Origin of the sequence: Aliiroseovarius conchicola, from assembly GCF_041403445.1 — a bacterium.
GTDB lineage: Bacteria > Pseudomonadota > Alphaproteobacteria > Rhodobacterales > Rhodobacteraceae > Aliiroseovarius > Aliiroseovarius conchicola.
Window position 1 is genome coordinate 201,154 of record NZ_JBGEHL010000005.1, and the last position, 26,522, is coordinate 227,675.

Consider the following 26,522-nt stretch of genomic DNA (forward strand, 5'->3'; position numbering starts at 1 on the left):
GATGGTACGGTTAAAGCTTCATTAACCATCGAGTGGTTACGTTTGCTCCTATCGCAAATGCAGGTGTGAAACCTCACCGCCGCAAATGAGTTCGCAGATGTACCAAACATTTCTTTCTATCGGGTTCGTCCTGGTTGCCTTCCTTAGCGCCTTCATCGCCTTGCTGGCTCTTTCGATAGTTGAGACGCGGCGCAAGAAATCCCTACGGCTAGAAGTGGACGCTGCTGACGGTTCAGTCGTTTTCCTGTTTGATGATGAACGGCTCAGCGATGCGACTGACGCCGCCCAGCAAATGCTATCGGCGGGACAACCGGGGCGCACAGGCACCGATTGGCACCAGTTTGCGCAATTGCTTCAAGCAAGGTTCCCGAATTTGACAGACAGGATGAGCGAACTTGCAGATCTTGGCCATTTGACGCTGGTGTCGACCGACGCAGCAAGCCGGATCGACGCCGTTTGGCAAGATGGCTTGGCCAGAATTGAGTTGCGTGACAACGAGGGGTACAACTCGACAACTTCGATGGACCGGCTGAGCTTCGAGGCGATGAAGCATGAACTGGAAAGCCTCCGCGCCACCAGTTCACTTATGCCGCTAATGGTTTGGCGCGAGGATGAAAATGGGGCGATCACTTGGGCCAACAAAGCCTATCTTGATCTGGCAGCCAAAGCTGTCGAACCGGACGACATTTCGACATGGCCGCCCCAGAAGATCTTTAATCAACCGCGGCTCATTGATGCGACAGATGCTGGTCAGATGGGGCGCGTGGCCGTCCAGCTTCCGGGAAGTGACCAAAGGCATTGGTTTGATGTTCACAGCGCCGCGCTGGGTGATGAGTTCATGTTTACAGCAGTGCCAGCCGATAAGATCGTGACAGCTGAAAACTCTAGAACCGAGTTCATTACCACGCTGACCAAAACGTTCGCGCACCTTCCCATCGGGCTTGCGATCTTCGACCGAAAGCGTCGGCTGACGTTGTTCAACCCGGCGCTGACCGACCTTGTCGCGCTGCCGATCGACTTTCTGGTGGCGACACCCACTCTGTCCAGTTTTCTGGACCGGCTGCGTGAAAAGCGGATGATACCCGAGCCCAAAGATTATGTCTCGTGGCGGCATCAAATGTCAGATCTTGAAGCAGCAGCGGTCAACGGAACATATGAAGAGACGTGGACCCTGCCGACCGGGCAAACCTACCGTGTGACAGGTCGCCCGCACCCTGATGGGGCTGTCGCGTTCCTGTTCGAAGATATCAGCGCCGAGATTTCGCTTACCCGCCGCTTTCGTAGCGAACTGGAGATGGGGCAGGCCGCGTTGGACTGTCTGGACGACGCTGTCGTTGTGTTCACGGCCGGTGGTATCTTGTCGATGTCCAACGCGGCATACGGCGTACTTTGGGGCAATGATCCGGAAACGACACTAGGCGATTCTCACTTGGGCGATGCCGTCGCCCGATGGAGCCTAACTTGTGCAGAAACACCCGTCTGGCTTCGACTAAAGGAATTCGTGGCCGCAAACGGCGACCGCCAAACCTGGACCGCGACAGTTCCGCTGCTTGATGGGCGTTCGGTGGATTTTACAGTCAAACCCATGATGCGTGGCGCAACGATGGTCCGTTTCAGGGAACAGCGTGTGCCGACACGTCGCCTTAACTTAACCGAACCGTTGTTGACGGCTGACGCATGATCGGGCTTGCGTCACCCTGACAGAGAGATAAAACTCCTGCCATGTCGCAGGCGTTTTCTCATCAAGTTGTTCTTACTTCTCCCGACCAAACCCGCGACTTGGCTGTTCGCCTGTCCGAAACGTTGCGCGCTGGCGACGTGTTGTTGCTGGAGGGTGGGATTGGCGCGGGAAAAACGCACTTTGCGAGATCTCTTATTCAAGCGCGACTAGCCCAGCTTGGCCTGATCGAGGATGTACCATCGCCAACATTCACCTTGGTTCAAACCTATGACATCGGTGAAGTTGAGATTTGGCATGCCGATCTCTATCGCTTGTCCCACCCCGACGAGATCGTCGAACTGGGAATTCTACAGGCTTTTGAAGAGGCGATTTGCCTAATCGAGTGGCCGGACCGTTTGGACACACTGGCGCCGTCACAGCCCTTAATGCTCAGCTTCGAGTATGGCGAAGACTTGGAAACGCGTGTGATCACATTTTCGGGGGACAAAGAACGATGGCAGGATCGTATGCTGGGCGCGCTTGAATGAATAAGCAACGAGATCAGGCAATGACCGATTTTCTGCAGCAAAGTGGGTGGTCCAACGCCGCGCGAGTCCCGCTTGCAGGGGATGCGTCAGCGCGCCAATATTATAGACTAACGCGTCCAAAAACTCGACAATCCGCTATACTAATGGACGCGCCACCCGCGAGCGTGGGTTCGATGGATACGTTCGTATCAGTTGCGGGCTATCTGGAGCAGATTGGGCTATCGGCACCCAAGATTATCGACCGGGACATCAAACAAGGTTTCTTGCTGCTAGAGGATCTCGGAGACTCAGTATTTGACCGTGTGATCACAAATTATGAGCAGGCCGAGCACGAACTCTACGAGGCTGCCATTGATGTCATTGCGCATCTGCATAAATATCAAAATGGGGCGCTGCCACTCTATGGTGCCGGACAAATGGCAGAGGCAACCGACTTAGCATTCCTCCATTATCGTGCCGAACCACTCGGCGAATTGGATGGTGGTGCAAACGAACTCATCTCTGATCTCAGGCACCGGCTTTCGCAGTTAGCCGGCTATTCATACGTATCCTTGCGCGACTTTCACGCTCAGAATCTTATCTGGTTGCCTGAACGCTCTGGCACTGCACGAGTCGGTCTGCTGGATTTTCAGGACGCTGTTTTAACCCATCCCGCTTATGATTTGATGTCGCTGCTTCGAGATGCCCGACGAGATGTTTCACCGGGCCTTGCCGGTCACTTGATGGAACGGTTTTGTCAGATCAACGGATATAATCAGACGTCTTTCGAAGCCGAGGCCGCCTTGATTTCGGCCCAGCGCAACTTACGAATATTGGGTATATTTGCCCGCCTATCGCGACTTCAGGGCAAAACACACTATGTAGATCTAATCCCGCGCGTTTGGGCGAACCTTCAAAAAGACCTTGCGCATCCTTCGCTCGATATGCTGAAGAAGGCGTTAGCCCATGCGCTACCTTCCCCAACGCCAGATTTCCTGGCCAAGCTGAGAGAGCCATGCCAGACACCGCAATGATATTCGCCGCTGGCCGCGGGACTCGCATGGGCGAACTGACCAAGGATCTGCCGAAACCTTTGATCAATGTTGCAGGCAAGCCGCTTATCGATCATGCGTTGGCCTTGATCAACAACAGCTCGGTTCAAGATTGTGTCGTGAACGTGCATTACTTGGCAGACCAGATCGTCGATCACCTTGACGGTTCGGATGCAGTAATCTCGCGCGAAACCACTCTTCTTGAGACGGGGGGCGGGTTAAAACAGGCTCTAACATTGCTAAATTCGGTCGAGATCGTGACGCTGAACTCTGATGCTGTCTGGGCGGGATCTAACCCCATCCATATGCTTCTGAATGCATGGGATCCGGGCAAAATGGATGCGTTGCTGATGCTTGTTCCGCCTGAAAATGCGATTGGACACAAAGGCAAGGGCGACTTCATTTTATCCGAGGACGGTTCCTTACAACGAGGCCCGGGAATGATCTATCCGGGGTGCCAGATCATCAAGACTGATTGTGTGAAAACGGTCGAGGAAGACGTATTTTCGCTTAATGTTGTTTGGGATCGACTGCTGGCAGAAAAGCGGATTCATGGCGTTGAGTATGACGGTGAATGGTGCGACGTCGGCCATCCGCGTGGCATCGTGTTAGCCGAAGAGATGCTGGAGCGGTCCCGTGTTTGAGCCGACTGGTCGACCACGCATTTTTGGCACCCCACTGGGGGTCGACTACCCACGGGCGCTGGTTGACGGCCTAATCAAGCGAACCGCGTCAGCAAGTCCAGAGGCGATGGCAAATATTGAAATCTTCGTAAGCACCAGCCGGATGCGGTCTCGGATTCGCGCATTGTTCGACGACGGTCAAACTCGGTTCCTCCCGCGCCTAAGACTGATCACTGATCTGTCTCGTGATCCCGGGCTTTATGAAATTCCGCAACCTGTGCCTGCACTGCGCCGTCGGCTGGAGTTGCGCCAACTTATCGCCGCCCTGATTGAACAAGAGCCGGACCTTGCCCCCAAGGCTGCCGCCTTTGACCTAGCGGACAGTCTGGCTGACCTAGCGGACGAGATGCACAGCGAAGGTGTCCTTCCGCGCGACCTGCAAAAGCTCGATGTCGGAAGCATGTCCGCTCATTGGGAACGCAGCTTGAAACTTATTTCTCTTGTCGACCGGTACTTCTCGCTCGACATGACCGAGACGCCGGACGCGGAGACGCGCCAGCGAATGGTGATCGAGGCAACCGTCAAAAAATGGTCTCTAATTCCGCCAAAACATCCTGTACTGGTTGCTGGCTCGACTGGCTCTCGTGGTGCGACCGCTATGTTAATGGATGCGGTCGCCCGTCTCCCTCAAGGCGCGATCATCCTACCGGGCTTTGACTACGACCTGCCTGATCACGCATGGCAGCAACTTGACGCGGCAACCGCTCAGGATCATCCGCAATACCGTTTCGCCCGGATATTGAATGCGTCTGGACTAAACCCCGCCGACGTTCCGCGATGGACAGAAGACACACCGGCAACTGCAGAGAGGAACCGGTTGGTGTCGCTCGCATTGCGCCCAGCGCCAGTCACAGATCAGTGGCAGGTAGAAGGTAAAGGGTTTCAGAACGTAGCATCAGCAACACAGAATATGACGCTGGTCGAGACTCGAGCCCCGCGTGAAGAGGCGTTGACGATCGCTGTGCTTCTGCGCAGGTCAGTCGAAGATGGGGTGCCGGTGGCCCTGATCACGCCAGATCGTAATTTGACCCGTCAAGTCACCGCCGCGCTTGACCGGTGGCGCATCGTTCCGGACGACAGCGCCGGTCGTCCGCTAGCGCTGTCTGCGCCGGGTCGGTTCTTGAGCCAGATTACTCAACTGATGTGCGAAGATACCAGTTCCGAAATGCTTCTGGCATTGCTGAAACATCCGTTGACGCACAGTGCGGCGGGCACGCGAGGGGATCATCTGCGCTGGACTCGCGACCTAGAAATTGGCCTTCTGCGTGGCCTTTATGCCCATCCTACAGCAGATGCACTGCGGGATTGGGCCGCGAAATTTCCCGATGAACCCGCGCGTGCCCAATGGGCGAGTTGGGTCGGGGCTGTGTTTATTGATCAAGTACGCCAAGGGCCACTCCATTTGGAGCAGCTCTTGGGCGACCACATTACATTGGCAGAGCAAATTGCACGCGGTACGCATTCAGATGGTTCGGGCGAGCTGTGGATGAAGGCCGCAGGTCAGTCAGCCTACAAAATAGTCTCTGATCTTGCCAAAGATGCGTCCTATGGCGGAGAGATGAGCACGACCGCATTCCGCGATCTGCTTCGCTCGGTGTTGAATGGAGAAGTCGTGCGAGACTCGGTCTCCCCCCACTCCGGCGTCATGATCTGGGGCACGTTGGAGGCGCGGGTCCAAGGTGCTGATCGCGTTATTCTGGCCGGACTGAACGATGGAACTTGGCCTGAAACACCCGGCCCGGATCCCTGGTTGAACCGTCAGATGCGCAAAGATGCAGGGCTTCTGCTGCCCGAGCGGCGCATCGGCTTGTCGGCTCATGACTTTCAGCAGGCGATTGCGACCAAAGAGGTAATTCTGACCCGTTCCACACGGGATGAAGAGAGTGAGACAATTCCATCACGATGGTTGAACCGGTTGTGCAATTTGATGGGGGGTATGTCTGAGCAGGGCAACGCCGCCCTTAAGGACATGCGCGCCCGGGGGCAAGAATTGGTCAAGTTGGCGGGGCAACTTGACACGCCAGAGCAACAGGTTGCGCCGGCACCGCGACCCTCGCCGGCACCGCCCGTTTCGACGCGTCCAACGCAGTTGTCGGCCACCGGCGTTACGAAACTGATCCGTGACCCATATGCTGTATATGCTGACAAGGTGCTGCATCTTCGCCCCCTGCCACCTGTGCGACCAACCAGTGATGCGTTGATCAGGGGAACGGTTCTGCACCATATTTTTGAACGCTATGTCACCGAACGGGCGCCGCCTGACGATCCAAATAAGCAATCGCAACATCTGATGACCATCGCTGACGAGGTCTTGGAGCTCGAAGTTCCTTGGCCCTCAGTTCGTATTCTGTGGCGGGCACGAATTGAACGTATTGCGGATTGGTTTGTCCGTCAGGAAGCAGAGCGACGACGAAGCGCCGAGAACCTGGTTAATGAAGCCTGGGGTCAGGTCACGTTTGAGCAACTGGGGTTCACGTTAGGGGCCAAGGCCGACCGGATTGACCGTCAGCATGACGGTGCGCTTGTCATCTATGATTACAAGTCAGGTGAACCACCGACCGAGAAGATGCAGCGAAACTATGACAAGCAACTCCTGCTCGAAGCAATAATTGCCAATTTGGGCGGGTTTAGAGACGTTTCGGAGCGCTCTGTGGCTGCTGTTTCCTATATCGGTCTGTCGCCTAAGAAAGAGGTGACGACCCCAATAAATGCTTCAGATATCGACGCCACGCGTGCCGAGCTTTTGACGCTGATTGACGCATATTATCGGCAAAATCAGGGGTTCACAGCGCGGCGTGCGGTCCACAAACAAAGGTTTGATGGCGACTATGATCATCTTGCTCGGTTTGGCGAGTGGGACGACAGCGATGATCCTGTGACGTTGCCGCTGACGTTGGAGGGGCAAACATGACCCGCGATGATGCGACTGTCAGCCAGATCCGGGCCGCGGATCCACGCAACTCGACCTGGTTATCGGCCAATGCTGGGTCGGGTAAGACACGCGTGTTGACCGACCGCGTGGCGCGGTTGCTATTGGACGGCGTGTCGCCACAAAACATTCTGTGCCTGACATACACCAAGGCAGCCGCGAGCGAGATGCAGAATCGACTGTTCAAGCGATTGGGCGAATGGGCGATGAAGGACGACGCCGCACTGACGGATGCGCTGGTCGAACTGGGGCATGAAAGTGCCCGGAACCTGCCATTGGCGCGCCAGTTGTTTGCCCGCGCTATTGAAACGCCGGGCGGCTTGAAAATTCAAACGATCCACGCCTATGCGGCGTCGATCCTACGCCGCTTTCCAATGGAGGCTGGCGTATCACCTCAATTCACTGAGATGGATGACCGGGCGTCCAGGGACTTGCGTGCAAGAATTCTAGATCAGATGAGCGAGGGCACCGACGCCCCACTGGTTCGCGCACTGTCGCAGCACTTCTCCGGCGAGGACTTTGAACGACTAACGGCCGATATTTCCAGCAACCGAATGCTGTTTACCGAAACGCGTACCGCTACTGAGCTTGCTGGCTGGTTTGGGATCACGCCATCTGTCGATGAATCGACGATCCTGTCGACGTTGTTTCAGCCGGGTGACCTTGAAATGCTGGTGAGTTTGCGAGGTCACCTTCAGACCGGCAGCAGCACTGAACAGCGGGCCGCGAAACACCTGGAGGGGGCGAAATTTGACGCTCCATCTCTTGATCTTCTCGCACGATGTACCCGATTTATGTTGATCCAAAAAACACCATATTCCGCCAAGATAGGGTCTTTTCCTACAATGTCTCTGCGTGAAGGTGCGTGCGCGGGGATTATGCCCCAGCTTGAAGATTTTATGATGCGCGTAGAACACGCTCGCGCGTCCCAGATTGCCCTCATCAACTTTCAACGCAGCCGTGCATTGCACGATTTCGCATATCGCTTCGTACGACTTTACGAAGCTGCAAAGCTGGATAAGGGTTGGCTGGACTTTGATGACTTGATCTTGAAGGCCGGCGCGCTGTTGACCGACCCATCGGTCGCCTCTTGGGTGCTTTATCGTTTGGACGGTGGCATCGACCATATCCTAGTGGACGAAGCGCAGGACACCAGCCCAGCCCAGTGGCGGATCATCGATAACCTAGCACGCGAGTTCACCAGCGGTTCAGGTGCGCGCGATGATGTCGAGCGCACGATCTTCGTGGTCGGCGACCCCAAGCAGTCAATCTATTCATTCCAAGGGGCCGAACCTGCGGCGTTCGACCGGATGAAATCCAACTTCGCGGAACGGCTGTCTCAGGTCCATCGTAATCTTGTCCAGATGCCGTTGGAGTACTCGTTCCGGTCATCGCGTGCCATTCTTGAATTCGTTGACTTGGCTCTTCAAGCGCAAGATGGGCTAGGGGACGCATTCCTGCACCGAGCGTTCTTTGACCAAAAGCCCGGGCGGGTTGATCTGTGGCCCGTGATCGAAACCGTCAAGCATGATGAGGATCGGGATTGGAACGATCCAGTCGATCTTCCATCTCCGCAAGATCATCGCGTTCAACTTGCCGAACGCATTGCCGGCGACATTGCTCGCATGATTGAACACGAGACTATTCCTGCTGAAAATGGAACCGACCGCCCAGTGAACGCGGGTGATATCTTGGTCCTTGTTCGATCAAGGAAGGAACTTTTTCACGAGATCATTCGCGCCTGCAAAGCCCGCGCCATCCCGATTGCAGGGGCTGATCAGCTTAAGATTGGGGCCGAGCTCGCAGTAAAGGATCTAACTGCTCTTCTGTCTTTTCTTGCGACACCAGAAGACGATCTATCGCTCGCCGCGATCTTACGGTCCCCGTTGTTTGGCTGGTCCGAGAATGCGTTGTTCCAACTCGCGCACCCCCGAGGTAAGGGCAAATTCCTTTGGCGTGCTCTGTCGGACCGCGCGGATGACTTTCCGGATACAATGCGCGTCTTGTTTGATCTTCGCGATGCGGCTGATTTTTTGCGTCCCTACGAGCTTTTAGAACGTATGTTGACCCGACATGGTGGCCGTTCAAAACTCCTGTCACGGTTGGGTCACGAGGCCGAGGACGGAATCGACGCGCTTCTGGCGCAATCCATGGCCTATGAACGGAGCCAGACCCCCAGCCTGACAGGATTTCTGACATGGCTCCAATCTGACGACGTGACGATCAAGCGTCAGATGGATTCGGTCGGTCAGCAGGTTCGTGTGATGACTGTCCATGGCTCAAAGGGATTGGAGGCACCGATTGTCATCCTCCCCGATCTGGCGCAGCGTCGCGCCTCTGCCTTACCGTCGGTCGCCACATTGTCGGACGGGCAGGCAATACTTACCCCCGCGAAAGAGAATCGCACTGAAGCGATTGAGGCCGTGGCCGAAGAGGCCGCAAAGGCAGAAAGCGAAGAGCGAACGCGTCTTCTTTATGTGGCTATGACCCGCGCCGAGCAGTGGTTGATCCTTGCTGCAGCGGGAGATGTCGGTAAACCCGGAGCGCAAAGCTGGTATCGTCTGTGCGAAACAGCAATGAACAAAGCGGCCAGCATCAAATGTGCGTTTCCCACGGGTGAAGGAGAGCGGTTCGAAACCGGCACGTGGCGGCCCCCAGCTCCAAACGATACATCAACGGAAGTGACCGAAACGACATCCCTTCCCGACTGGTTGACGACCCGCGCAGCGACACCGGGCGCCAAGCCCAAGCCCATCTCGCCGTCGGATCTTGGTGGCCCCAAGGCTCTGTCTGGCGACGGTGGTACGGATAGCACAGAGGATGCGTTGAAGCGCGGACGTCAGATACACTTGCTTTTGGAACACTTGCCTGCCGTGCCTCAGTCACATTGGTCGCAAACCGCCGCTTTCCTGCTTGCATCGGGCGAGGATCAGGCCAGTGACCAAGAGCTTGGCCCGCTGTTGGAGGAGGCAAGCGCAGTGCTGACTGATCCCGCCCTTACATCGCTTTTTGCCGAAGGTTCGTTGGCCGAAGTCCCGGTCACTGCGACCTTCGACAAGTTACCCGACAGGCCCGTTCATGGCATCATCGATCGTCTGATTGTGACCAATACCGATGTTCTTGCAGTGGACTTTAAAACCAATCAGATCGTACCATCCAACGCTGCTGACACGCCGCTTGGTCTGTTACAGCAATTGGGTGCTTATCGTGACGTTTTGGCCAATATCTACCCGGACCGAACGGTGCGCACAGCAATCCTTTGGACACAAAGCCGTGAGCTTATGCATTTCGATAACGCATTGGTGGATGATGCCTTTGGTCGCCTTGACGCATCGGCCCTCGCTACCTAGGTTCACCACAACATTTAGTTTTCAGGAGAACATAATATGGCAACTGTAGCTGTCACCGATGCCACATTCGACGAAGAAGTTCGTAACGCCAACGTGCCTGTGGTCGTTGATTTTTGGGCCGAATGGTGTGGTCCTTGCAAGCAAATCGGCCCGGCTTTGGAAGAGCTCTCTGCCGAATATGAAGGCAAGGTCAAGATCGTTAAAGTTAATGTAGACGAAAACCCGAACGCGCCTGCGCAAATGGGCGTTCGCGGCATCCCTGCGCTGTTCATGTTCAAAGACGGCCAGGTGATTTCCAACAAGGTTGGCGCCGCCCCAAAGGCTGCGTTGCAATCTTGGATCGACGAAAGCGTCTGATCTTTGGGTACCAAATGATAAAGCCCCGTCATTGAGCGGGGCTTTTCTTTGCGCGTTCGGTACTACAAGTCGTTACTCAGATTAACAGAACCTGAGCGCCATCCCGTACAAGCCCATACAGCTCTGCAATATTATTGTTGTAAAGACCGATGCAGCCGTTCGACGACTGGCGGCCGATCTTCCGTGTATCGTGCGTACCGTGAATTCGGTAGTACTTCCAACCCAAGTACAGCGCATGACTTCCTAACGGATTATCCGGGCCCGGCCCAACAAATGCGGGCCATTCAGGGTTGCGCTTGCGCATTGCGGGTGTCGGCGCCCAAGACGGACCCTCAACCTTACGAATAACGCTGGTGCGTCCGCGACGGGTTAGATCTTCAGTCAATGGAACCGATGTTGGGTACAGACGATAGATCGACTGATCCTCTGACCAGAAATGCAATGCACGCGAACTAATATCGACCAGGATTGCCCCGTTCTTGGTGCTGTTGAAATATGGTCGCCAGTCAAGCGCTCTAAAGCTGGAAATATTCCGCTTTACGACTTCAGTCAGGTCACGTTCACCCTGAGTGGTATTGTTAAACTGGGCAAGCGCGGGCGTTGCCAACCCGCTTGCTGCTGCAATCGTACCGCCAAGGAATGCGCGCCGGCCCAATAGGGCCTCCGGTTTTTTCCGCATCACTCTTCTCCAAAAACACAAGTTTCAAAGGTTGTATATGGCGTAAACGCATCAGTCGCAATTCAAACAGCTGTTATCGGCCTATTCTCGCAAGGCAGGCGTCGGACACTAAGGTGAACGAGAGTGAGATATGGATAGTAGCGTGGAATCTCTTCACGAAAGTCACGGCGAGGCCCGTTACAGGCCCCGCTGTTTGTTTAGTTGCTGTCACCGTTGATCGCGTTGGGATCGAACACGCCTCCGAACCCGGAGTCGTTTGACGATCCCGCGTCACCGCCACCTTCCGCGCCTTCGCCTTCATTCTGAAGCGTACCCGGTGCGAAGACACCGCCAAAACCGGAGTTGTTTGAGGGTCTTGGTGCCGTGTCAGTCCCACCCTCAGCACCTTCGGAGGCGGCCTTTGCAGCGTTCTCTTTAGCGCGCTGATCGCGAAGTTCCTGAATACGCTTCTCAGTCTCGATGCGCTTTTGCTCCTGCACGTTGGCGATGCACTGCTTGGGGCTATAAACTGCGGCTGTCCCAATGACTGCGATGGTCGTAACCAAGAACACCACAAGCGTGACCGCAGCCGCATTCCCGGTGAAGTAACCTGGCAGCTTGATTGTGCCTGTCACATCCCCAACCGTTGCGCCTTCTTTACGGGCTGCGGCAACGACGGCCTTGCGCTTGATGTTTGCCTCGTTCAACAGAGCAAAGAACACCGTCAGCGCAACGATCATGAATGCCAGTGCAGAGATCGATGGGTTGATCCCGTACCGAACTTTCTGGGCCAGCTCAATCGTCAGAGTTGGATACTCACCAAAGGTGAACGTGGTGGTGTTGTAGTTCTCGAACGATGCGAGGAATGCCAACACCGCCGCCGACGCAAGCGCGGGACGCATGAACGGTAGCAAGATCTTGCGAAACGCTTGCGCGTGTGTTGCGCCAAGATCCAATGCTGCCTCGGTCAGTGCAAGGTCATAGCGTTGCAACCGAGCCACCAGAACCAGCATGCAATAGCTGGCGATGAAGGTCGACTGACCGATGATGGTTAGAAACAGCCCGTTTGACAGGAAGCTATCCGCGCCCAGTCCCAACATACGGTTGATACGGTCCCAGAACACAAGCGTCGAGATACCAAGAACCACGCCCGGAATAAGGATCGGGGCAATGATAATCGTATAGTATGTTGCGCGCAGCTTTGGCCAAATCTGCGTCAGCATCAACGCTCCTGCCAGTCCCATCGAGACCGACAAGATGATCGTGCCAATACCGACAAGAATGGAGTTCTTGATTCCGTTCAGGATGCGTTCGTCTTGGAACAGAACGCTAAACCACTCAAACGTCAGACACTCCCACGGCGTTGCCCGCGGAAAGCCGGGCGAGTTGAATGCGGTGATCGACATGATCACAAGCGGGCCTAGCAGATAGGTGAAGAAGATCGCCAGATAGACCCAGATCGAGATACGAATGATAGAATTGCTCATTTCCCGATATCCCCCATGTTCACTTTGAACAGGCGCATAACTGCCAGCACCAGAAGGATACAGGTCACAAGCAGAACAACCGCATATGCGGCCCCTTGCGGCCAGTCACTGTTGTCATTGAACTGCTGATAAATCAGCTGTGTGAACCAAAGCGACGACGGACCTCCGAGGATCTGAGGCGCGGCCAGTGCACCGGCCGACAACATGAAAACCATCGTGCAGCCCGAGCTGATGCCGGGTTTGGCATATGGGATCACAATTCGCTTGTGGATGCGCCACCAAGGCGCACCAAGGTCACGGGCGGCCTCGATCTGATTGTGATCAAGACTTTCGATCACGTTGTAGATCGGGAAGATCATCAACAGGATGTACGCATACCCAAGACCCGCATAAAGCGCGATGTCATTGCGGATGAAGTCAAACGGCGTATCGAATATCCCCGTTCCGACCAACAATGTGTTCAGCACGCCCGTTTCACCGAAGATAATGCGCAATGCAAAGGCGCGCAAAATCTCGTTGATCCAGTAGGGAATGATCAGCATCAGCGCGAAAATGCGGATGTGATTACCTTTGTTCTGACCCAAGTAGTAGGCAATCGGATAACACAAGATCAGGTTGAAGATCGTGACGCAGACAGCTGCGACAAGCGTTCGAAAGAACACTCTCAGGTCGACCGAGTTGTAGTCCTGACTGCCCCCCTCTGGGCCGTAAATCAGGTATTTATAGTTCTCGAGGGTATAGACGTCCTTTGGCCCACCGATTTCGGGCGGTGGCAGGTTGGGACGGAACGAGAAATCGAGCATCGACAGCTGAGGAAGGATGATCAAGCCAATGGTCCAAAACAGGACCAGACCCAACATCAACGACCCCATCAGCGTGCCGTTCCGATTGAAGAATTCCTTCAGGAAACTGGGCATCTGGGGCTCCTTATTCTGCGGCCAATTCGCCGGCGGGGACGACAACGGCATTGTCGACCTCGTACTCCAACGTCATGTCCTGACCAGAGTGATCCTCGAACGATTGTCCATGATTTGGGATCGCAATTTTCAGCTCTTTCCCGCCGTCGCCTTCCAAGAAGATATTGAACGTATTTCCTTCAAACTCTTCATGGGTAACGTTGGCTGTCACGAAGTGGTCCCCGCTGGTTCCAACAGGCGCAAGGGAAAGCGCTTCTGGACGGATGAACATCATCGCCTCGTCACCTTCTTTCATCTTGCCGTGGTTGGCCGTCGAAATACGCGCCAACAAGTCACCTGACCTGTTTGTCCGGATCATGGCTTCGTTCCCGTTCACCTTCAGTACCTTGCCGCGGAACACGTTATTCTCGCCAACAAAGGACGCTGCGAAAGCGGTCGCCGGATCGTTATAGATCGCTTTACCGTCACCAATCTGATCAATCACGCCAGCCCGCATGACCGCGATATCATCTGACATCGTCAGTGCTTCGCCTTGGTCGTGGGTGATGTAGATGAACGTAATACCTACGCGTTTCTGAATTTCACGTAACTCGGTTCGCATATGCTGACGAAGCTTCAGATCAAGCGCGGACAGCGGCTCGTCCAACAAAAGCACGTCAGGTTCCGCGCAAAGCGCACGAGCGATTGCCACGCGCTGCCGCTGACCGCCTGAAAGCTCGCTGGGCAGTTTGTCGCCTTGATCTGACAACGCGATCATGTCCAAAAGCTCGTCTGCACGCTTGCGACGCTCTTTGGCTGATGCGCCAGCAATCTCCATCGAGAATGTGATGTTTTCCCAAACCTTCATCAGCGGAAACAGCGCGAGGTTTTGGAAAATCAGGGCGGTTGGGCGTTTGTTCGGCCCAATACCCTTCATGTTATTCCCACCGATCAGCACATTGCCTTCGCTGGGCTCAAGGAACCCCGAAACGGCTCGCAAGATCGTTGTCTTGCCGCAACCCGACGGCCCAAGGAACGAAAAGAAATCGCCCCCTTTGATGTGCACATTCGCGTCGCGTACCGCGACGAAATCCCCAAAGCGGATCCACAGATTTTCGAGATCGACGCCTACTCCGGCACTCATTTGGTATCTCCCCAAGCACGACTTTATCACGCCCTACGAACAGAGCGCGCTATCGTGTTTTTTTTGACGTTTCAAGTCTGTTGCAGTGACGTGCCCCCGCCGACTGGCGGAGGCACGCAGTTATCAAGGCGATCAAGCGCTCTTGAACTTGTTAACGAACTCGGTGCGCACGTCTGCATACCATGGTGCCTCAGCGGGCCATGGGTTCAGGTTTGCAAGCGCGTCGCCCGGATAAGCTTCTGCGAAGTTGTCCTTATAGACTTGACCCGCAAACTTATCAGCACCCAGAACTGGCGAGTTATAGCCGTGGCTATCAATAGCTTCGCCTGCTGGTTTCGGTTCGAATGCGAACTTAACGAACTCATAAACCTGATCGATGTTTTTAGCGCCGATTGGCATAGACATACCGTCAACCCAAGCCATCGCACCCTCGATCGGAGCCTGATAGTTCACTGGATCACCAGCATTTTTCAGCGACAATGGGGGACCATCCCAAGTCTGGCCGACAATTACACCGTCGTTCAGCAGACCGTTTTTCTGTGTATCTGCATCGTTCCAGATCAGCTTGATGCGATCTTTACGCGCGATACACCAGTCGGTGATCTGGCCCCATACTTTGCGCATGGTTTCTTCGTCTTTGTAGGCAGCCCAAACCGAACCGGCTTCCATTTCGCCAATACGCTCCATGTACAGACCTGCGCCCAACATCATCGAGTGCGCGCGACCCATAGTTTTGCCAGCGTTTTCTTCTGACCAAACGTCGCCATAGCTGGGACCCTCTGCTGGCGGCAGCCATTTGTCGATGCGCCATGCAATGCCTTCGGTACCCCAGATGTGCGGCAGCCAATGTGCGCCTTTGTCACCAAAGTTCCACGCATCAACGCCGATTTTCGCCATAGCTGGGTTCACTTTGTCGATCGGAACTTTGCTCATGTCGAATGGTTGCAGCAGCTCAAGCGGCTCCCACTGAAGCGAACGGTTGTTGGTTGGTGATACGATGTCGAAGCCTTGGCCTTTGGTGGCCTTCATCTTGTTGATGATCTCTTCGTTCGACCCGATCCCGGTGTAGTTCACCTTGATGCCGGATGCCGCCTGAAACTCGTTTAGAAACTTTTCTGGCAGGTAATCCGACCACATCAGAATGTTGATCTCACCGGACGATGCCAGCGCGCTTTTCACATAAAGCGGTGTCGCGAGCGCCGCTGCACCCGCCGTAGTCGCGCCTTTCAGCACCGTGCGGCGGCTGAAGTTTGATTTTGATTTCATGATTTTCTCCCGTTGGTAGTCTTGTAGTTATTTCTTCAAGCTCGCAGTCTTTGTCATTATTCGAAACTCGAATAGGACCAGATATCGAAACATGATCAATCCAGATGACCTGAGGTGTTTTTCTGCAACACCTTCTTTGATCTGCATTGTTCGGCCACCCTCCCATTCGATGCGCATCGACCGCAGAACCATTTGCGATGTCGTCCGTCTGTTTTGACCATTAAAGAATCAATTACATGACAGCAGGATCACAAATGATGATCCGAGTGTCATGTGCGATGGCCACATCTGTCAACAGCTTGCATATCAACTCTTTTTTGCAAGTTTACCTAACACCGCAGCCAAACAAGTATTGGATTTGAGGCCTTGAGAAACGCACGTGAAGGAATAAACCAGTTGCCGTCCCACCTTTTTTGATCAAGTTTCGGCCGGCGTGGCGCCAATGATTTGGCGGCGCGCCTGAGTCGGCCCAGTCCGGCCTGCCGCCTGGAGAAACATGCGAAACCATTGTGGGAGCCTCTGATGCCTACGCAAAAGAACGTCCTTTTTGTCATCATTGACCAACTGCGCGCAGATTGTTTGCATGGCGCACTTGCGGAGCATGTTGCCCTCCCGAATCTCCGGTCACTGATGTCAGAGGCCGTAACGTTCGAACGCCACTTTTCAGTCACCAACCCGTGTGGCCCGTCGCGCGCTTCCATACTGACCGGACAGTACGCGATGAACCACCGCTCGGTACGGAATGGCACTCCATTGCGCCACGACACCCCGACCATCGCCAGCGAAATGCGCAAAGCCGGCTATCTGCCAATGCTTTTTGGGTACACAGACACCTCGCACGACCCGCGCGCTTACAATGCAACCGATCCGGCCATGATGACCTATGAATACCCGATGGATGGGTTCGTTGAGCAGGTCGAGATGCGACTGGAGATGTCATATCCATGGCGGTCTTACCTGATGGGTAAGGGGTACGAGTTCGACAATTACTGGCAGCTCTACATACCAGGTGGTGATGGCGCGCGTTTGAATGCGCCCGCGGTCTACACAGCCGAAGACAGCGACACTGCGTTCCTAACAAACCAATTCCTGCAAGCTATGCCTGCTTATGCGGATCAAAGTTGGTTCGCCCATCTAACCTATATTCGCCCGCACCCTCCGCTGGTGGCACCCGCCCCCTATAACGACATGTACGACCCTTCTACACTGCCCCTACCCGCACGTATCGGAGATCGCGAGGACGAGGCCGCCTTGCATCCCTTCTGCGGCCCAGCACTGGACAATGCACCGATTGCAAGTTTCGCCATCGGCTGTTCAAACCTGACGCCAACGGACGAGAATATTCAGACATTGCGGTCGGTTTACCTAGGTCTTGCAACCGAGGTCGACCAGCATATCGGTCGCGTTGTAAGCTTCCTGAAAGGCAGCGGACAATGGGACAACACGTTGTTGGTTGTCACCGCAGATCATGGTGAAATGCTGGGCGACCGCCACGCTTGGGGCAAACACTCGATCTATGACGCGGCCTATCACACACCACTGATTGTTCGGACCCCCGATTGCAACGAAGGCCACCGTGTTACTGCGCCAACTGAATCAATCGACCTCACGCCAACCATTCTCGACTGGGTCGGACAGGACATACCGAACTCGATGGATGGGCGGTCGCTTTTGTCATTTCTAGATGGCTCTATCCCTGACAATTGGCGGCAATACTCATTCTCTGAACTCGACTTTGCAGAACCCGAAGCGCCATCGCTTTGGGAAAAGCGGATTGGTACGAACAGCAGCAACTCATGCCTCGATATTCTGCGTGATGACCGGTTTACACTGGTGGAGTTCGCAGCCGACCTTCCGCCACTTCTCTTTGATCACCACGGCAAAGGAGAGATGGAGAATGTCGCTGAGAACCCCGAGTTCGCTACCGACATGGCACGCCTGACGCGACAAATTCTGCGCCACCGGATGCAGAACATGGATCACACACTGTCGCTGGACACGATCACCCACGAAGGGCCTAAACAGCAAAAACGGAACTAGCTCAGCACATAGTTCGCCACATCGGTCAAGGATTTGCCTCGTGCGTGTGGCTCAACGCCCAATCGCTCCATCGGTTGGGCGTATCGGTTAAGCCATATCGTGTGATAGCCAAACCATGTCGCCCCGCAGATGTCCCAGCAGTTCGAGGATACAAACAGGATCTCACTCGCCGCCAGTCCGAACGCGTCCGGGCCCATTTGGTAAACTTCAGGCGACGTTTTGAATTTGCCGACACTATCAACGCTCAACACGTGATCGAAAAACCCTTCAAGCTTTGACGCGCGCAAGGCAGCGGCAATCATGCCCTCGCTGCCGTTTGTCAAAACCGCCATGGGAACGCCCTTGTCTTGCAGGCGCGTTAGGGCCGCGTGGTTTTCAGAGAACGCAGTCAGTTCTTCATACTCGTCCATCAAGGCCCGTCGGGCGTCAGATGTCAGATCGACCCCGTTCGCCTCGCAGGCATAGTCCAGCGCATCCCCAGTGACTTGCCAGAAATCCACAAACCGGTCGCACAATGTCCGCAGCCGTGTGTATTCAATCTGTTTGTCGCGCCAGGTTGTCGCAATCGACGCCCCCTTACCCGGCCACAACCGTTCGGCCAATGCGCCGACGGAATAGACATCCAACAGCGTGCCGTAGGCGTCAAACACGATTGCTTTGATGGACATTGCCCTTCCCCTTCACAGCCTATTCGCGAAGCTTATGAGCTTGGGCAATCTAAGGAAAGAGGCGGCGTTGTTTCAGACCTCGACCTCTCCGAGAAGCACAGCGAAGCTTGCCCCGTGCATATCCCGATCCGCCCGTGTGCCTTGAATCGCTGGACGAGGCAGGCTGAATTTGACGACGTTCAATTCTGGCATATCGAAGCGCTTGATGGTGGCCGGTTGAACATTGAACAGCGCCGCTACGTCTTGGGTTTCCAGCCCCTGCGAGATGCGCGCGAACGCGTCGCTTGTCCCGCAAAACACATCAAGTGTCAGCCAAAACGGCCCCGCATTCTTTGACCGGACCTTGTCGGCTATGTCCTTCAGCGCAGTCATGGACCAACCTCCATCACCGTAAGGCGAAAGGCGTCCATTGGGTCCGCCAGCGCAAGCACATGGTTCAGGCAGAACTCATACACCTCACCACGCGGCATTTCTGGTGGAGAGAACGGAAACGCAAAGGTCGGCATCTCTTCTTGCTCGGTCAGGGGGTGATGCAACAGGTAAGGGTTCAGCATCTTCGCGACTTCGCGCGACAGGGCTTCGGTTTCGGCGGTGACGATGCCCATCACGCCCACTTCGCCCCCGATCACGGCACCTTTGTCCAGCTCGCCCAATGTGGCATCCGCGCCGATGATCCTCAGCTCAATCTCAAACTGGCCATCCACCCGCACCCGTGCTTTGGCGGTGCATTTGTCATGGATGTCATCCACCCAGTGACGGATATTCTCAACATATCGTGCATCCCGCACCAGCACGAGTGATACGGTTTGAAACCCTGCCCGCCGCGCGCCTTCCAACTTCACCGTATAAGGATCCGTTTCGACCCATTCGCTGCCTGTCACGCGTACGCGCCGGTCATCAAGCGCCTCATATGTCGCCAAGGTAACGTCAAGATAACCACCGGGTTCGTAAAGCCGATAGGGATCGCTATTTTCATAAAGCATATGCGCCGAAACGGTGCGCGGTGTAGCGCGCGCATCTGCGCCCATCGGCGTCATTGTGAAGCCTTCCGCCTCAAACTCGATCAAAATCGTGCCGGTGTTGGGGCTGGTCGTCGCCAGTGCGCCGCATTCGCCGATTTTTGCCCCGTGCCAAGCCCCACCAGGATGGCAACCCCGCGCCAAGGGCAAGGCCGAGATTATGGCCGTATCCGTCGTTCTTCCTGCAATCACGATATCCGCTCCGGTGTCCAGCGCGGCTTGTATTTGCTCGGCCCCGGCCAAGGCCACAATGTTGGTGCATTCGCGCAACCGCTCTGTCGAGATTTCGGGAGCTGGATCCAAAGGCGTGATTTTGCCTGACTCAAATGCTTGGGCCATCGCACTCCCGTCCTGACCGCTTTTCAGGACAGCAACCTTTAGCCGCTCACCTCGGTCAGCAGCGATTTCGCGTGTGATCTCGACCAGCCAGTCCACCGCATCATCTGCCCCGCAAGTGCCAGCCGTGCCGATCACAAGGGGAACGCCCGCTTCAGCCTGCGCCGCCATCAGTTCAGCCCATTCCGCCTTGGTCGAGTTTCGGGAATACTTTGAAGTACCTGTCCCAAGATAATGGGGACCCGAGTCGGTCGAGCCCCCATCAATGGCAATAATGTCCGGCTTTTCGGCAATCCCTCGGGCAAGCGCTTCACGGTCATATCCCAGACCCAATGCGCCCGAGGGGATCAGTACCTTGACCATCAGTCTGTCACCCGTTGTGGCTTCTTCAGGATGTTGCGTAAGAACATCGGAGCGACGAAGCCCACGACAGCAACGACCCAAAGTGAGATGGCGATGCCAGAAGAAAACAGGAAGGTCCAATCGCCGCCCGACAAGACCATGGCGCGGCGCAGTGCGTCCTCCATATGTCCACCCAGAAGGATCCCAAGGATGATCGGGACGGTTGGCACATCAAGTTTTCGAAGGACATAGCCCAGCACTCCGAAGGCGACCATCAAAAGCAGATCGAAGTAGCTGCCCGACAGGGAGTAAATGCCAACGAAACTGATCATCGTCACGCCAGGCAAAAGCACCCACGGTGGGACAGACAGGATCTTCACAAAGATCTTCACCATCGGCACGTTCATCAAAAGCAGAACAAAGTTGGCGATCAGAAGCGATGCGATCAGACCCCATACAACCTCGGGCCGTTCGGTAAAGAGTGTCGGACCGGGGGTGATGTTCAGCGTCATCAACAGCGCCAGAAGGACAGCTGTGGTCCCAGACCCCGGGACACCCAGCGTCAACATTGGGACCAATGCACCACCAGCGGCGGCGTTGTTTCCGGCCTCAGGCGCGGCAACGCCCTTGGCAACACCGGTACCGAAGCCCCCTTTTTCGCCCGCGATAGATTTCTCGGTCATATAGGCCAGGAAACTGCCCAAAGATGCACCCGCGCCGGGCAGAACGCCCGCAATGAAGCCCACAACGGACGAGCGCAACATTGTCCAGCCAGAACCGACAATGTCTTTCACTGGGATCGTCACCTTCTCGAGTTTTACGCCAATCGACGTATTCTTGCCGTGGCTTTCGATGAAGAAAAACACCTCGGCAATGGCGAACAAGCCCACAATCGCGACAAGGAAGTCGATACCGTCGAAAAGGTGGAGGTTGCCGCCCGTCAGACGCGGCAGTCCCGAGTTATTGTCGACCCCGATCATCGCAATCCCAAGGCCAATACAGGATGCGATCGCAGCCTTGGCTTGGTTGTTCGATGCCATGCCGCCCAGCGTGGCAAATGCCAGCAGGTAGAGTGCGAAATACTCGGCTGGGCCAAACAGGAAAGCCACCCGCGCCAGAAGAGGCGCCAGTAGCATCAGGCCGATGGTTGCAAGGAAAGCCCCAACGAACGATGCCACACCAGACAGAACCAGCGCATCGCCCGCTCGGCCCGATTTGGCCATGGGATAACCATCTAGCGTGGTCATCAGCGCAGGCTCGTCACCGGGGATATTCAGAAGGATCGAACTGATCCGCCCCCCATACATTGCGCCGTAATAAACGGATGTCATCAGAACCAGCGCCGACGTCGCATCAAGCCCCATCGTGAATGTAAGGGGGATCAGGATTGCCACGCCGTTCGATGGGCCAAGCCCTGGAAGCGCGCCGATGATCGTGCCGATGAAGCAGCCAATCACAGCCAACATCAGGGTGTACGGAGACAGCGCGATGCCGAAACCGATCGCGAGATTTGAAAAAAGTTCCATTGGGATATCCTTAGCCGGTTAACGACTTGGGAAAGGGCACAAGGCCAAGGCCAAGTGCGAATTTGAAGATCAGGAAAAGCCCCACAGACAGGCCAATTCCCGCAAGCACAGCGCGCGAGGCGCGAGGCTCGATCTGATAGCTGAGGATCGCGGCGGTGATCGCGGTTGGGATCAAGAAACCAAGCGGTTTCAGCGAATAGGCATATCCAACAAGCACAACAACCGCGAGGGCAAGCGACCCAAATGTGGCCAGCGTCGGCCATTCCGGATCAGGATCGGGCTTTAACGCCACGATGATCCCACACAAAGCCGCAACACAACCAACGAGGATCGGAAAGGTTTTTGGGCCAACAGGGTCCGCCATGAAGCTGGTCTGGATCTGAGTGGCGCTGGCAACATATGCCAACGCCACCAGCGTCACGACCGCTCCGAAGATACGGTCAGAAGCCATTACTGGATCACTCCGATTTCTTTCGACAGTTCGCGAATTTCAGCCACAATCTGATCGACATAGGCTTGGAAATCGCCGCCGACTTTGGTGAACGGCGCTAGGCCATTCGCTGCCATTGCCTCTTTCCACTCTGCGCTGTCAGCAACCATCTGCAGGCGCTCAGCCCACTTGTTGAAGTCTTCGTCGCTGATATCCTTTGGCACATAGAGACCACGCCAGTTCACAGCAACAACATCGATGCCTTGCTCTTTCGCGGTCGGGATGTCGTCAAAGCCCGGCACGCGCTCGTCGGTCAGAACGGCCAGAGCACGCACGTCGCCAGATTTCAGGAAACCCACAATCTCGGACATATCGCCGGACATGGCTTGGGTGAAACCACCAACCGTTTGCGTGATCGCATCTGCACCGCCATCAACGCCAATGTATTTAATCGCAGTCACATCATCGACGCCGGCGCGTTGCAGAACCATCAGAGGCTTCAGGTGGTCAAAGCCACCAACGGCCGAACCACCTGCAAACGCGACTTTTCCGGGGTTGGCTTTCACGTCATCAACAAGGTCGTTCAGGGTTTTGTAGGGGCTGTCTGCCGCAACAACGATCACGCCGGGGTCAGCACCAATCGCACCAACGAAACGAACTTGATCAGCTGTCATACCTGCGTATGCATTCTGTGCCAGTCGGGTCGACGTGGCAGATGAGGCCGCTACAATCAGTTCGGCATCTTCACCGCGTTCGGACGCAACATGGTTGAATGCAAGACCACCACCGGCGCCTGCCATATTGGTAACTTGGATCGGCTTATCGACCGCACCAATGTCATACATAATCTTGCCGATTTGGCGGCATGTGAAATCCCAACCGCCACCGGGGTTGGCCGGTGCGATACATTCAGCAGCAGTCGCGGCGGTTGTGGCCCCAAGGCCCAAAACAGCACTGGTTGCCAGCGCCTTGAAAAGACGTTTCGTCATTGTTTCCTCCCATTTGACAAGGGGCGCATTGCCCGCTCATGCTTCAGCCAACCGTCTGAACCTGACACCAACCTGTCACGACAACAAAAAGGCCAACATGTATGCGCTTCCTTTTGATCGAGGATAACCTGAAGCTCGCCCATGCAATCGTAGAGCGTCTTCAGCTTGACGGTCATGCTGTGGATCATGCCGCGACCTTGGAGGATGCGGGCGATCTATCGGCAGTAGCCGATTACGATCTGATATTATTGGATATTATGCTGCCTGATGGGGATGGTCGCGATTTTCTGGAACGCCACAGACAGTCCGAAAAACGAACGCCCGTGATCGTCATAACAGCCCGGTCTGCCGTGTCTGATAGGGTAGGTTTGCTTGATCTGGGTGCGGATGATTACATCGTCAAACCCTTCGACTTTTCCGAGCTGGAGGCCCGTGTTCGGGCCGTTCTTAGACGGCAAGGGGGGTCTGCGGACAACGCATTGACCTTTGCCGACACCACGCTTGATTCGACAAAAGGCGAAGTGCAATTCGATCATCAGGCGCATGCGCTGCGAAATCGGGAATTGCGGTTGCTTGAGGTGTTCTTTGCCGCGCCCGGACAGGTATTTTCCAAAACCCATCTGATTGACCGGCTGTTTTCGTTGTCTGACGAGGCATCCGAGAACGCGATTGAGGTTTACGTTGGGCGGCTGCGAAAACGGCTGGAAGGTTCGGGCGCGCGGATCGAGACTGTGCGCGGATTGGGATATCGGTTGGTGGCCCGATGAAGTTTACCGGCTCTATCCGCAAGCGATTGTTTATCCAGCTTGCGCTGGTTGCAGCCATCCTGTCGCTTGCCTTCTTTTTGGTGGTGCGGGGTGTGGCCGAAGGGGCGGCCGAGGGCACGCAGGACGATATCCTTTCCGCTTCGGCCACGGCGATTGCGGACAGCCTGCGCAGTGAAGATGGACTTGTCACGCTCGACCTGCCCTATTCGGCGCTGTCGATGCTTGGTTCGATCAATCAGGACCGTGTATTTTACCGGGTCGAGGCCGAAGGCGAAACTCTGACCGGTTATCCGGACCTGCCACTACCAGACGACATACCCCGATTGGGCGCGCCCAGTTTTGCCACCTTGCAATATCGCGGGGACGAAATTCGTGCCGCGTCGGTCGTCCGTCCGGTCGGCACAGGCGCTGACGCCACTTTGGTGGTTGTTACCGTCGCTCAGACCCGACAGGGGCTTGCTGCAATCTCGCGCCAGATCACAGCGACAGCGACCGGCATCGGGGTCGGATTCTTTCTTTTGGCCACCGCGCTTAGCCTTTGGGCCGCTGGTTCGGCATTGGCTCCGATTACACGCATCACGGGGTCGGTCACACGGCGCGGTTTAAGCGATTTGCGCCCAGTGAACGCCAACGCGCCCGACGAGCTAGAGCCGCTGATTGACGCACTGAATTCGTTTATGAGCAGGCTGCGTTCATCCCTATCGCGCACCGAAGATTTTATCGCCGAGGCCGCCCACCGTGTGCGAACCCCGCTTGCGACCGTACGTACGCAGGCCGAGGTGACCCACCGCAAGCTGAACAAGCCCGAGCACAAACATGCCATCCGCGAGATGATCCGCGCGATTGATGAAAGTTCACGGTCAGCGGGGCAAATGCTGGACCATGCAATGGTGACATTTCGCGCTGACAGCCTTGCGCAGGACGCGCTTGATCTGCGTGCATTGATGGAAGAGACCTGCGATCGTCTTGGCCCCACAGCAGACCTAAAGGACATCACCATTCAGCGCCATACCGGCTCTGCGCCCGTGACCTTCCGAGGGGACGGGATCTTGCTTCAAGCCGCACTTCAGAACATCTTGGACAACGCGATCAAGTATTCGCCGGATGACAGCAATATCACCGCACGGATAACGGTTGGCGACGATATCACGTTGTCGATCACAGACGAAGGTCGCGGCTTCGGAGGAACTGATCTTTCGGGTCTAACCACACGATACGCGCGCGGTGCCAATGTGGGCGATATTGTTGGGTCGGGCTTGGGTTTAACCATCGCGGATGAGGTGGCAAAGGCACATGGCGGCTCTTTGGCGATCTCTGCAAACGAGAAGGGAGAAGGCGCATGCGTCTCACTGATATTCCCGCGCGGGTGATCATAATCGCCGCAACCTTGATCGTGCTTTTTACGACCGCTGCAATAGCGTTCGAAATCGAGGACCGCCGCGTGTACCAGGCCACTCCTGAACAGTCGCGGATCAAAGTGATATCGACCGCCGATCTGGACGTGTTCGACCCAATCCTGCGCGCATTTCAGGCGACCCGGCCCGGTGTAACAATCGACTATACGGTCACCGGGACTACGGATTTGATGGGGGCTTTATACGACGAAGGTGCGGTGTTTGACCTTGCCATATCCTCGGCCATGGACTTGCAAACCAAGCTGGCGAATGACGGTTTCGCGCAAGAGTATGCACCACCATCGACGGTCGAATTGCCTAGCTGGGCCAACTGGCGCGACCAGCTTTTTGCATTCACACAGGAACCAGCCGTGCTTTTGGTCTCTGATGCGTTCTTTAAGCCGGGTGAGGCCCCCGAAAGCCGCGACGCTCTGATCGCTCTATTGCGCGACAATCCCGAGCGGTTCGAGGGTAAGATCGGCACCTATGACGTCAGACGTTCCGGGTTTGGATATCTCATGGCCACGCAAGACAGCCGCAACTCGGACGCCTTCTGGCGATTGATGGAGGTTATGGGGCGCCTTGATGCCAAGCTTTATTGTTGTTCGGGCGACATGATCCGGGATGTGGCGTCGGGCAAGCTCGCGCTGGCATATAACGTGTTGGGCAGTTATGCGGCGTCGCAACTGACAAGCACCGGCGGGTTTCAGATTATCGAGATGAGCGACTATGTGAATGTCATGTCGCGAACGGCACTGATCCCGCAAAGTGCCGAGAATGTGGAAGACGCCGGTGCGATGTTGGATTTTCTATTGGGGCTGAAAGATCGCAGCGATCTTGTCGCAACATCGGGTCTGCCTGCAATTGATGCGGACACTTTGCGCGCGAACCCGTCGCTTCGACCCATTCGATATGGGCCGGGGCTGCTGGTGTTTCTGGACAATCTAAAGCGGCAGAGCTTTTTGAAAAACTGGGAGAACTCGCTGCTTCAGAACTGAAAAA

The 26,522-nt window shown here is 55.6% G+C and carries 22 protein-coding genes; 11 read left to right on the forward strand and 11 right to left on the reverse strand.

What is annotated here, in order from left to right; genetic code table 11:
• The first annotated feature begins 97 nt into the window (after positions 1–97).
• From V6N04_RS10985 to trxA, 7 genes are read left to right on the forward strand one after another with little or no spacing between them, the layout of a single operon-like run.
• Entirely contained in the window at positions 98–1,681 is a 1,584-nt protein-coding gene (locus V6N04_RS10985; RefSeq protein ID WP_371170209.1) for a PAS-domain containing protein, read from the forward strand.
• Positions 1,682–1,722: 41 nt separating this feature from the next.
• Positions 1,723–2,208 carry a tRNA (adenosine(37)-N6)-threonylcarbamoyltransferase complex ATPase subunit type 1 TsaE gene (gene tsaE / locus V6N04_RS10990; protein WP_371170210.1) on the forward strand — a complete coding sequence of 162 codons (486 nt, stop codon included), beginning with the start codon at positions 1,723–1,725 and terminating at the stop codon, positions 2,206–2,208.
• Positions 2,209–2,228: 20 nt separating this feature from the next.
• Positions 2,229–3,221 carry an aminoglycoside phosphotransferase family protein gene (locus V6N04_RS10995; RefSeq protein WP_371170211.1) on the forward strand — a complete coding sequence of 331 codons (993 nt, stop codon included), beginning with the start codon at positions 2,229–2,231 and terminating at the stop codon, positions 3,219–3,221.
• The gene (locus V6N04_RS11000; protein WP_371170212.1) at positions 3,203–3,883 is read left to right on the forward strand and encodes a nucleotidyltransferase family protein; all 681 of its coding nucleotides are present in this window, start codon (positions 3,203–3,205) and stop codon (positions 3,881–3,883) included. The genes V6N04_RS10995 and V6N04_RS11000 overlap by 19 nt, the downstream gene beginning before the upstream one ends.
• Complete coding sequence (gene addB / locus V6N04_RS11005) at positions 3,876–6,833, forward strand: double-strand break repair protein AddB (protein ID WP_371170213.1); 2,958 nt, start codon at positions 3,876–3,878, stop codon at positions 6,831–6,833. The genes V6N04_RS11000 and addB overlap by 8 nt, the downstream gene beginning before the upstream one ends.
• Positions 6,830–10,201, forward strand: a complete 3,372-nt coding sequence (gene addA / locus V6N04_RS11010; protein ID WP_371170214.1) for a double-strand break repair helicase AddA — start codon at positions 6,830–6,832, stop codon at positions 10,199–10,201. Before addB ends, addA begins: the two co-directional genes overlap by 4 nt.
• A gap of 36 nt (positions 10,202–10,237) precedes the next feature.
• The gene (gene trxA / locus V6N04_RS11015) at positions 10,238–10,558 is read left to right on the forward strand and encodes a thioredoxin (protein WP_371170215.1); all 321 of its coding nucleotides are present in this window, start codon (positions 10,238–10,240) and stop codon (positions 10,556–10,558) included.
• Between the two features lie 76 nt (positions 10,559–10,634).
• On the opposite strand, the gene V6N04_RS11020 is transcribed toward trxA, so the two are convergent.
• The 5 genes from V6N04_RS11020 to V6N04_RS11040 form a co-directional block, all read right to left on the reverse strand.
• Positions 10,635–11,237, reverse strand: coding sequence for a L,D-transpeptidase (locus V6N04_RS11020; protein ID WP_371170216.1), 603 nt, complete (start codon positions 11,235–11,237; stop codon positions 10,635–10,637).
• 197 nt (positions 11,238–11,434) lie between these two features.
• A complete protein-coding gene (locus V6N04_RS11025) occupies positions 11,435–12,703 on the reverse strand; it encodes an ABC transporter permease (protein ID WP_371170217.1) in 1,269 nt (422 codons plus the stop codon).
• Positions 12,700–13,620, reverse strand: a complete 921-nt coding sequence (locus V6N04_RS11030) for an ABC transporter permease (protein WP_371170218.1) — start codon at positions 13,618–13,620, stop codon at positions 12,700–12,702. Before V6N04_RS11030 ends, V6N04_RS11025 begins: the two co-directional genes overlap by 4 nt.
• A 10-nt stretch (positions 13,621–13,630) precedes the next feature.
• The gene (locus tag V6N04_RS11035) at positions 13,631–14,743 is read right to left on the reverse strand and encodes an ABC transporter ATP-binding protein (protein ID WP_371170219.1); all 1,113 of its coding nucleotides are present in this window, start codon (positions 14,741–14,743) and stop codon (positions 13,631–13,633) included.
• A gap of 132 nt (positions 14,744–14,875) precedes the next feature.
• On the reverse strand, positions 14,876–16,009 hold the full coding sequence (locus V6N04_RS11040) for an extracellular solute-binding protein (protein WP_371170220.1): 1,134 nt from the start codon (positions 16,007–16,009) through the stop codon (positions 14,876–14,878).
• A 522-nt stretch (positions 16,010–16,531) separates the two neighbouring features.
• On the opposite strand from V6N04_RS11040, the gene V6N04_RS11045 reads away from it, so the two are divergent.
• Complete coding sequence (locus V6N04_RS11045; protein ID WP_371170221.1) at positions 16,532–18,049, forward strand: sulfatase-like hydrolase/transferase; 1,518 nt, start codon at positions 16,532–16,534, stop codon at positions 18,047–18,049.
• Here the strand turns inward: V6N04_RS11045 and V6N04_RS11050 are convergent.
• The 6 genes from V6N04_RS11050 to V6N04_RS11075 all read right to left on the reverse strand — a co-directional run bounded on the left by V6N04_RS11050 (position 18,046) and on the right by V6N04_RS11075 (position 23,359).
• Positions 18,046–18,717, reverse strand: coding sequence for a haloacid dehalogenase type II (locus tag V6N04_RS11050; protein ID WP_371170222.1), 672 nt, complete (start codon positions 18,715–18,717; stop codon positions 18,046–18,048). The genes V6N04_RS11045 and V6N04_RS11050 overlap by 4 nt on opposite strands.
• A gap of 72 nt (positions 18,718–18,789) precedes the next feature.
• Positions 18,790–19,089 carry a DUF4387 family protein gene (locus V6N04_RS11055; protein WP_371170223.1) on the reverse strand — a complete coding sequence of 100 codons (300 nt, stop codon included), beginning with the start codon at positions 19,087–19,089 and terminating at the stop codon, positions 18,790–18,792.
• Positions 19,086–20,435 carry an acyclic terpene utilization AtuA family protein gene (locus tag V6N04_RS11060; protein ID WP_371170224.1) on the reverse strand — a complete coding sequence of 450 codons (1,350 nt, stop codon included), beginning with the start codon at positions 20,433–20,435 and terminating at the stop codon, positions 19,086–19,088. The genes V6N04_RS11055 and V6N04_RS11060 overlap by 4 nt, the downstream gene beginning before the upstream one ends.
• Entirely contained in the window at positions 20,435–21,940 is a 1,506-nt protein-coding gene (locus V6N04_RS11065; RefSeq protein WP_371170225.1) for a tripartite tricarboxylate transporter permease, read from the reverse strand. Before V6N04_RS11065 ends, V6N04_RS11060 begins: the two co-directional genes overlap by 1 nt.
• A 10-nt stretch (positions 21,941–21,950) precedes the next feature.
• Positions 21,951–22,391 (reverse strand): tripartite tricarboxylate transporter TctB family protein, encoded by a 441-nt coding sequence (locus V6N04_RS11070; protein WP_371170226.1) that lies wholly within the window; start codon positions 22,389–22,391, stop codon positions 21,951–21,953.
• Positions 22,391–23,359 carry a Bug family tripartite tricarboxylate transporter substrate binding protein gene (locus V6N04_RS11075; RefSeq protein ID WP_371170227.1) on the reverse strand — a complete coding sequence of 323 codons (969 nt, stop codon included), beginning with the start codon at positions 23,357–23,359 and terminating at the stop codon, positions 22,391–22,393. Before V6N04_RS11075 ends, V6N04_RS11070 begins: the two co-directional genes overlap by 1 nt.
• 101 nt (positions 23,360–23,460) lie before the next feature.
• On the opposite strand from V6N04_RS11075, the gene V6N04_RS11080 reads away from it, so the two are divergent.
• Genes V6N04_RS11080 through V6N04_RS11090 form a run of 3 tightly spaced genes read left to right on the forward strand, consistent with a single transcriptional unit; the run spans position 23,461 to position 26,518 of the window.
• Positions 23,461–24,126: a response regulator transcription factor gene (locus V6N04_RS11080; protein WP_371170228.1), complete on the forward strand. Its 666-nt coding sequence runs from the start codon at positions 23,461–23,463 to the stop codon at positions 24,124–24,126.
• The gene (locus V6N04_RS11085; RefSeq protein ID WP_371170229.1) at positions 24,123–25,496 is read left to right on the forward strand and encodes a sensor histidine kinase N-terminal domain-containing protein; all 1,374 of its coding nucleotides are present in this window, start codon (positions 24,123–24,125) and stop codon (positions 25,494–25,496) included. The genes V6N04_RS11080 and V6N04_RS11085 overlap by 4 nt, the downstream gene beginning before the upstream one ends.
• Positions 25,466–26,518 (forward strand): ABC transporter substrate-binding protein, encoded by a 1,053-nt coding sequence (locus tag V6N04_RS11090; RefSeq protein ID WP_371170230.1) that lies wholly within the window; start codon positions 25,466–25,468, stop codon positions 26,516–26,518. The genes V6N04_RS11085 and V6N04_RS11090 overlap by 31 nt, the downstream gene beginning before the upstream one ends.
• Positions 26,519–26,522: the final 4 nt, after the last annotated feature.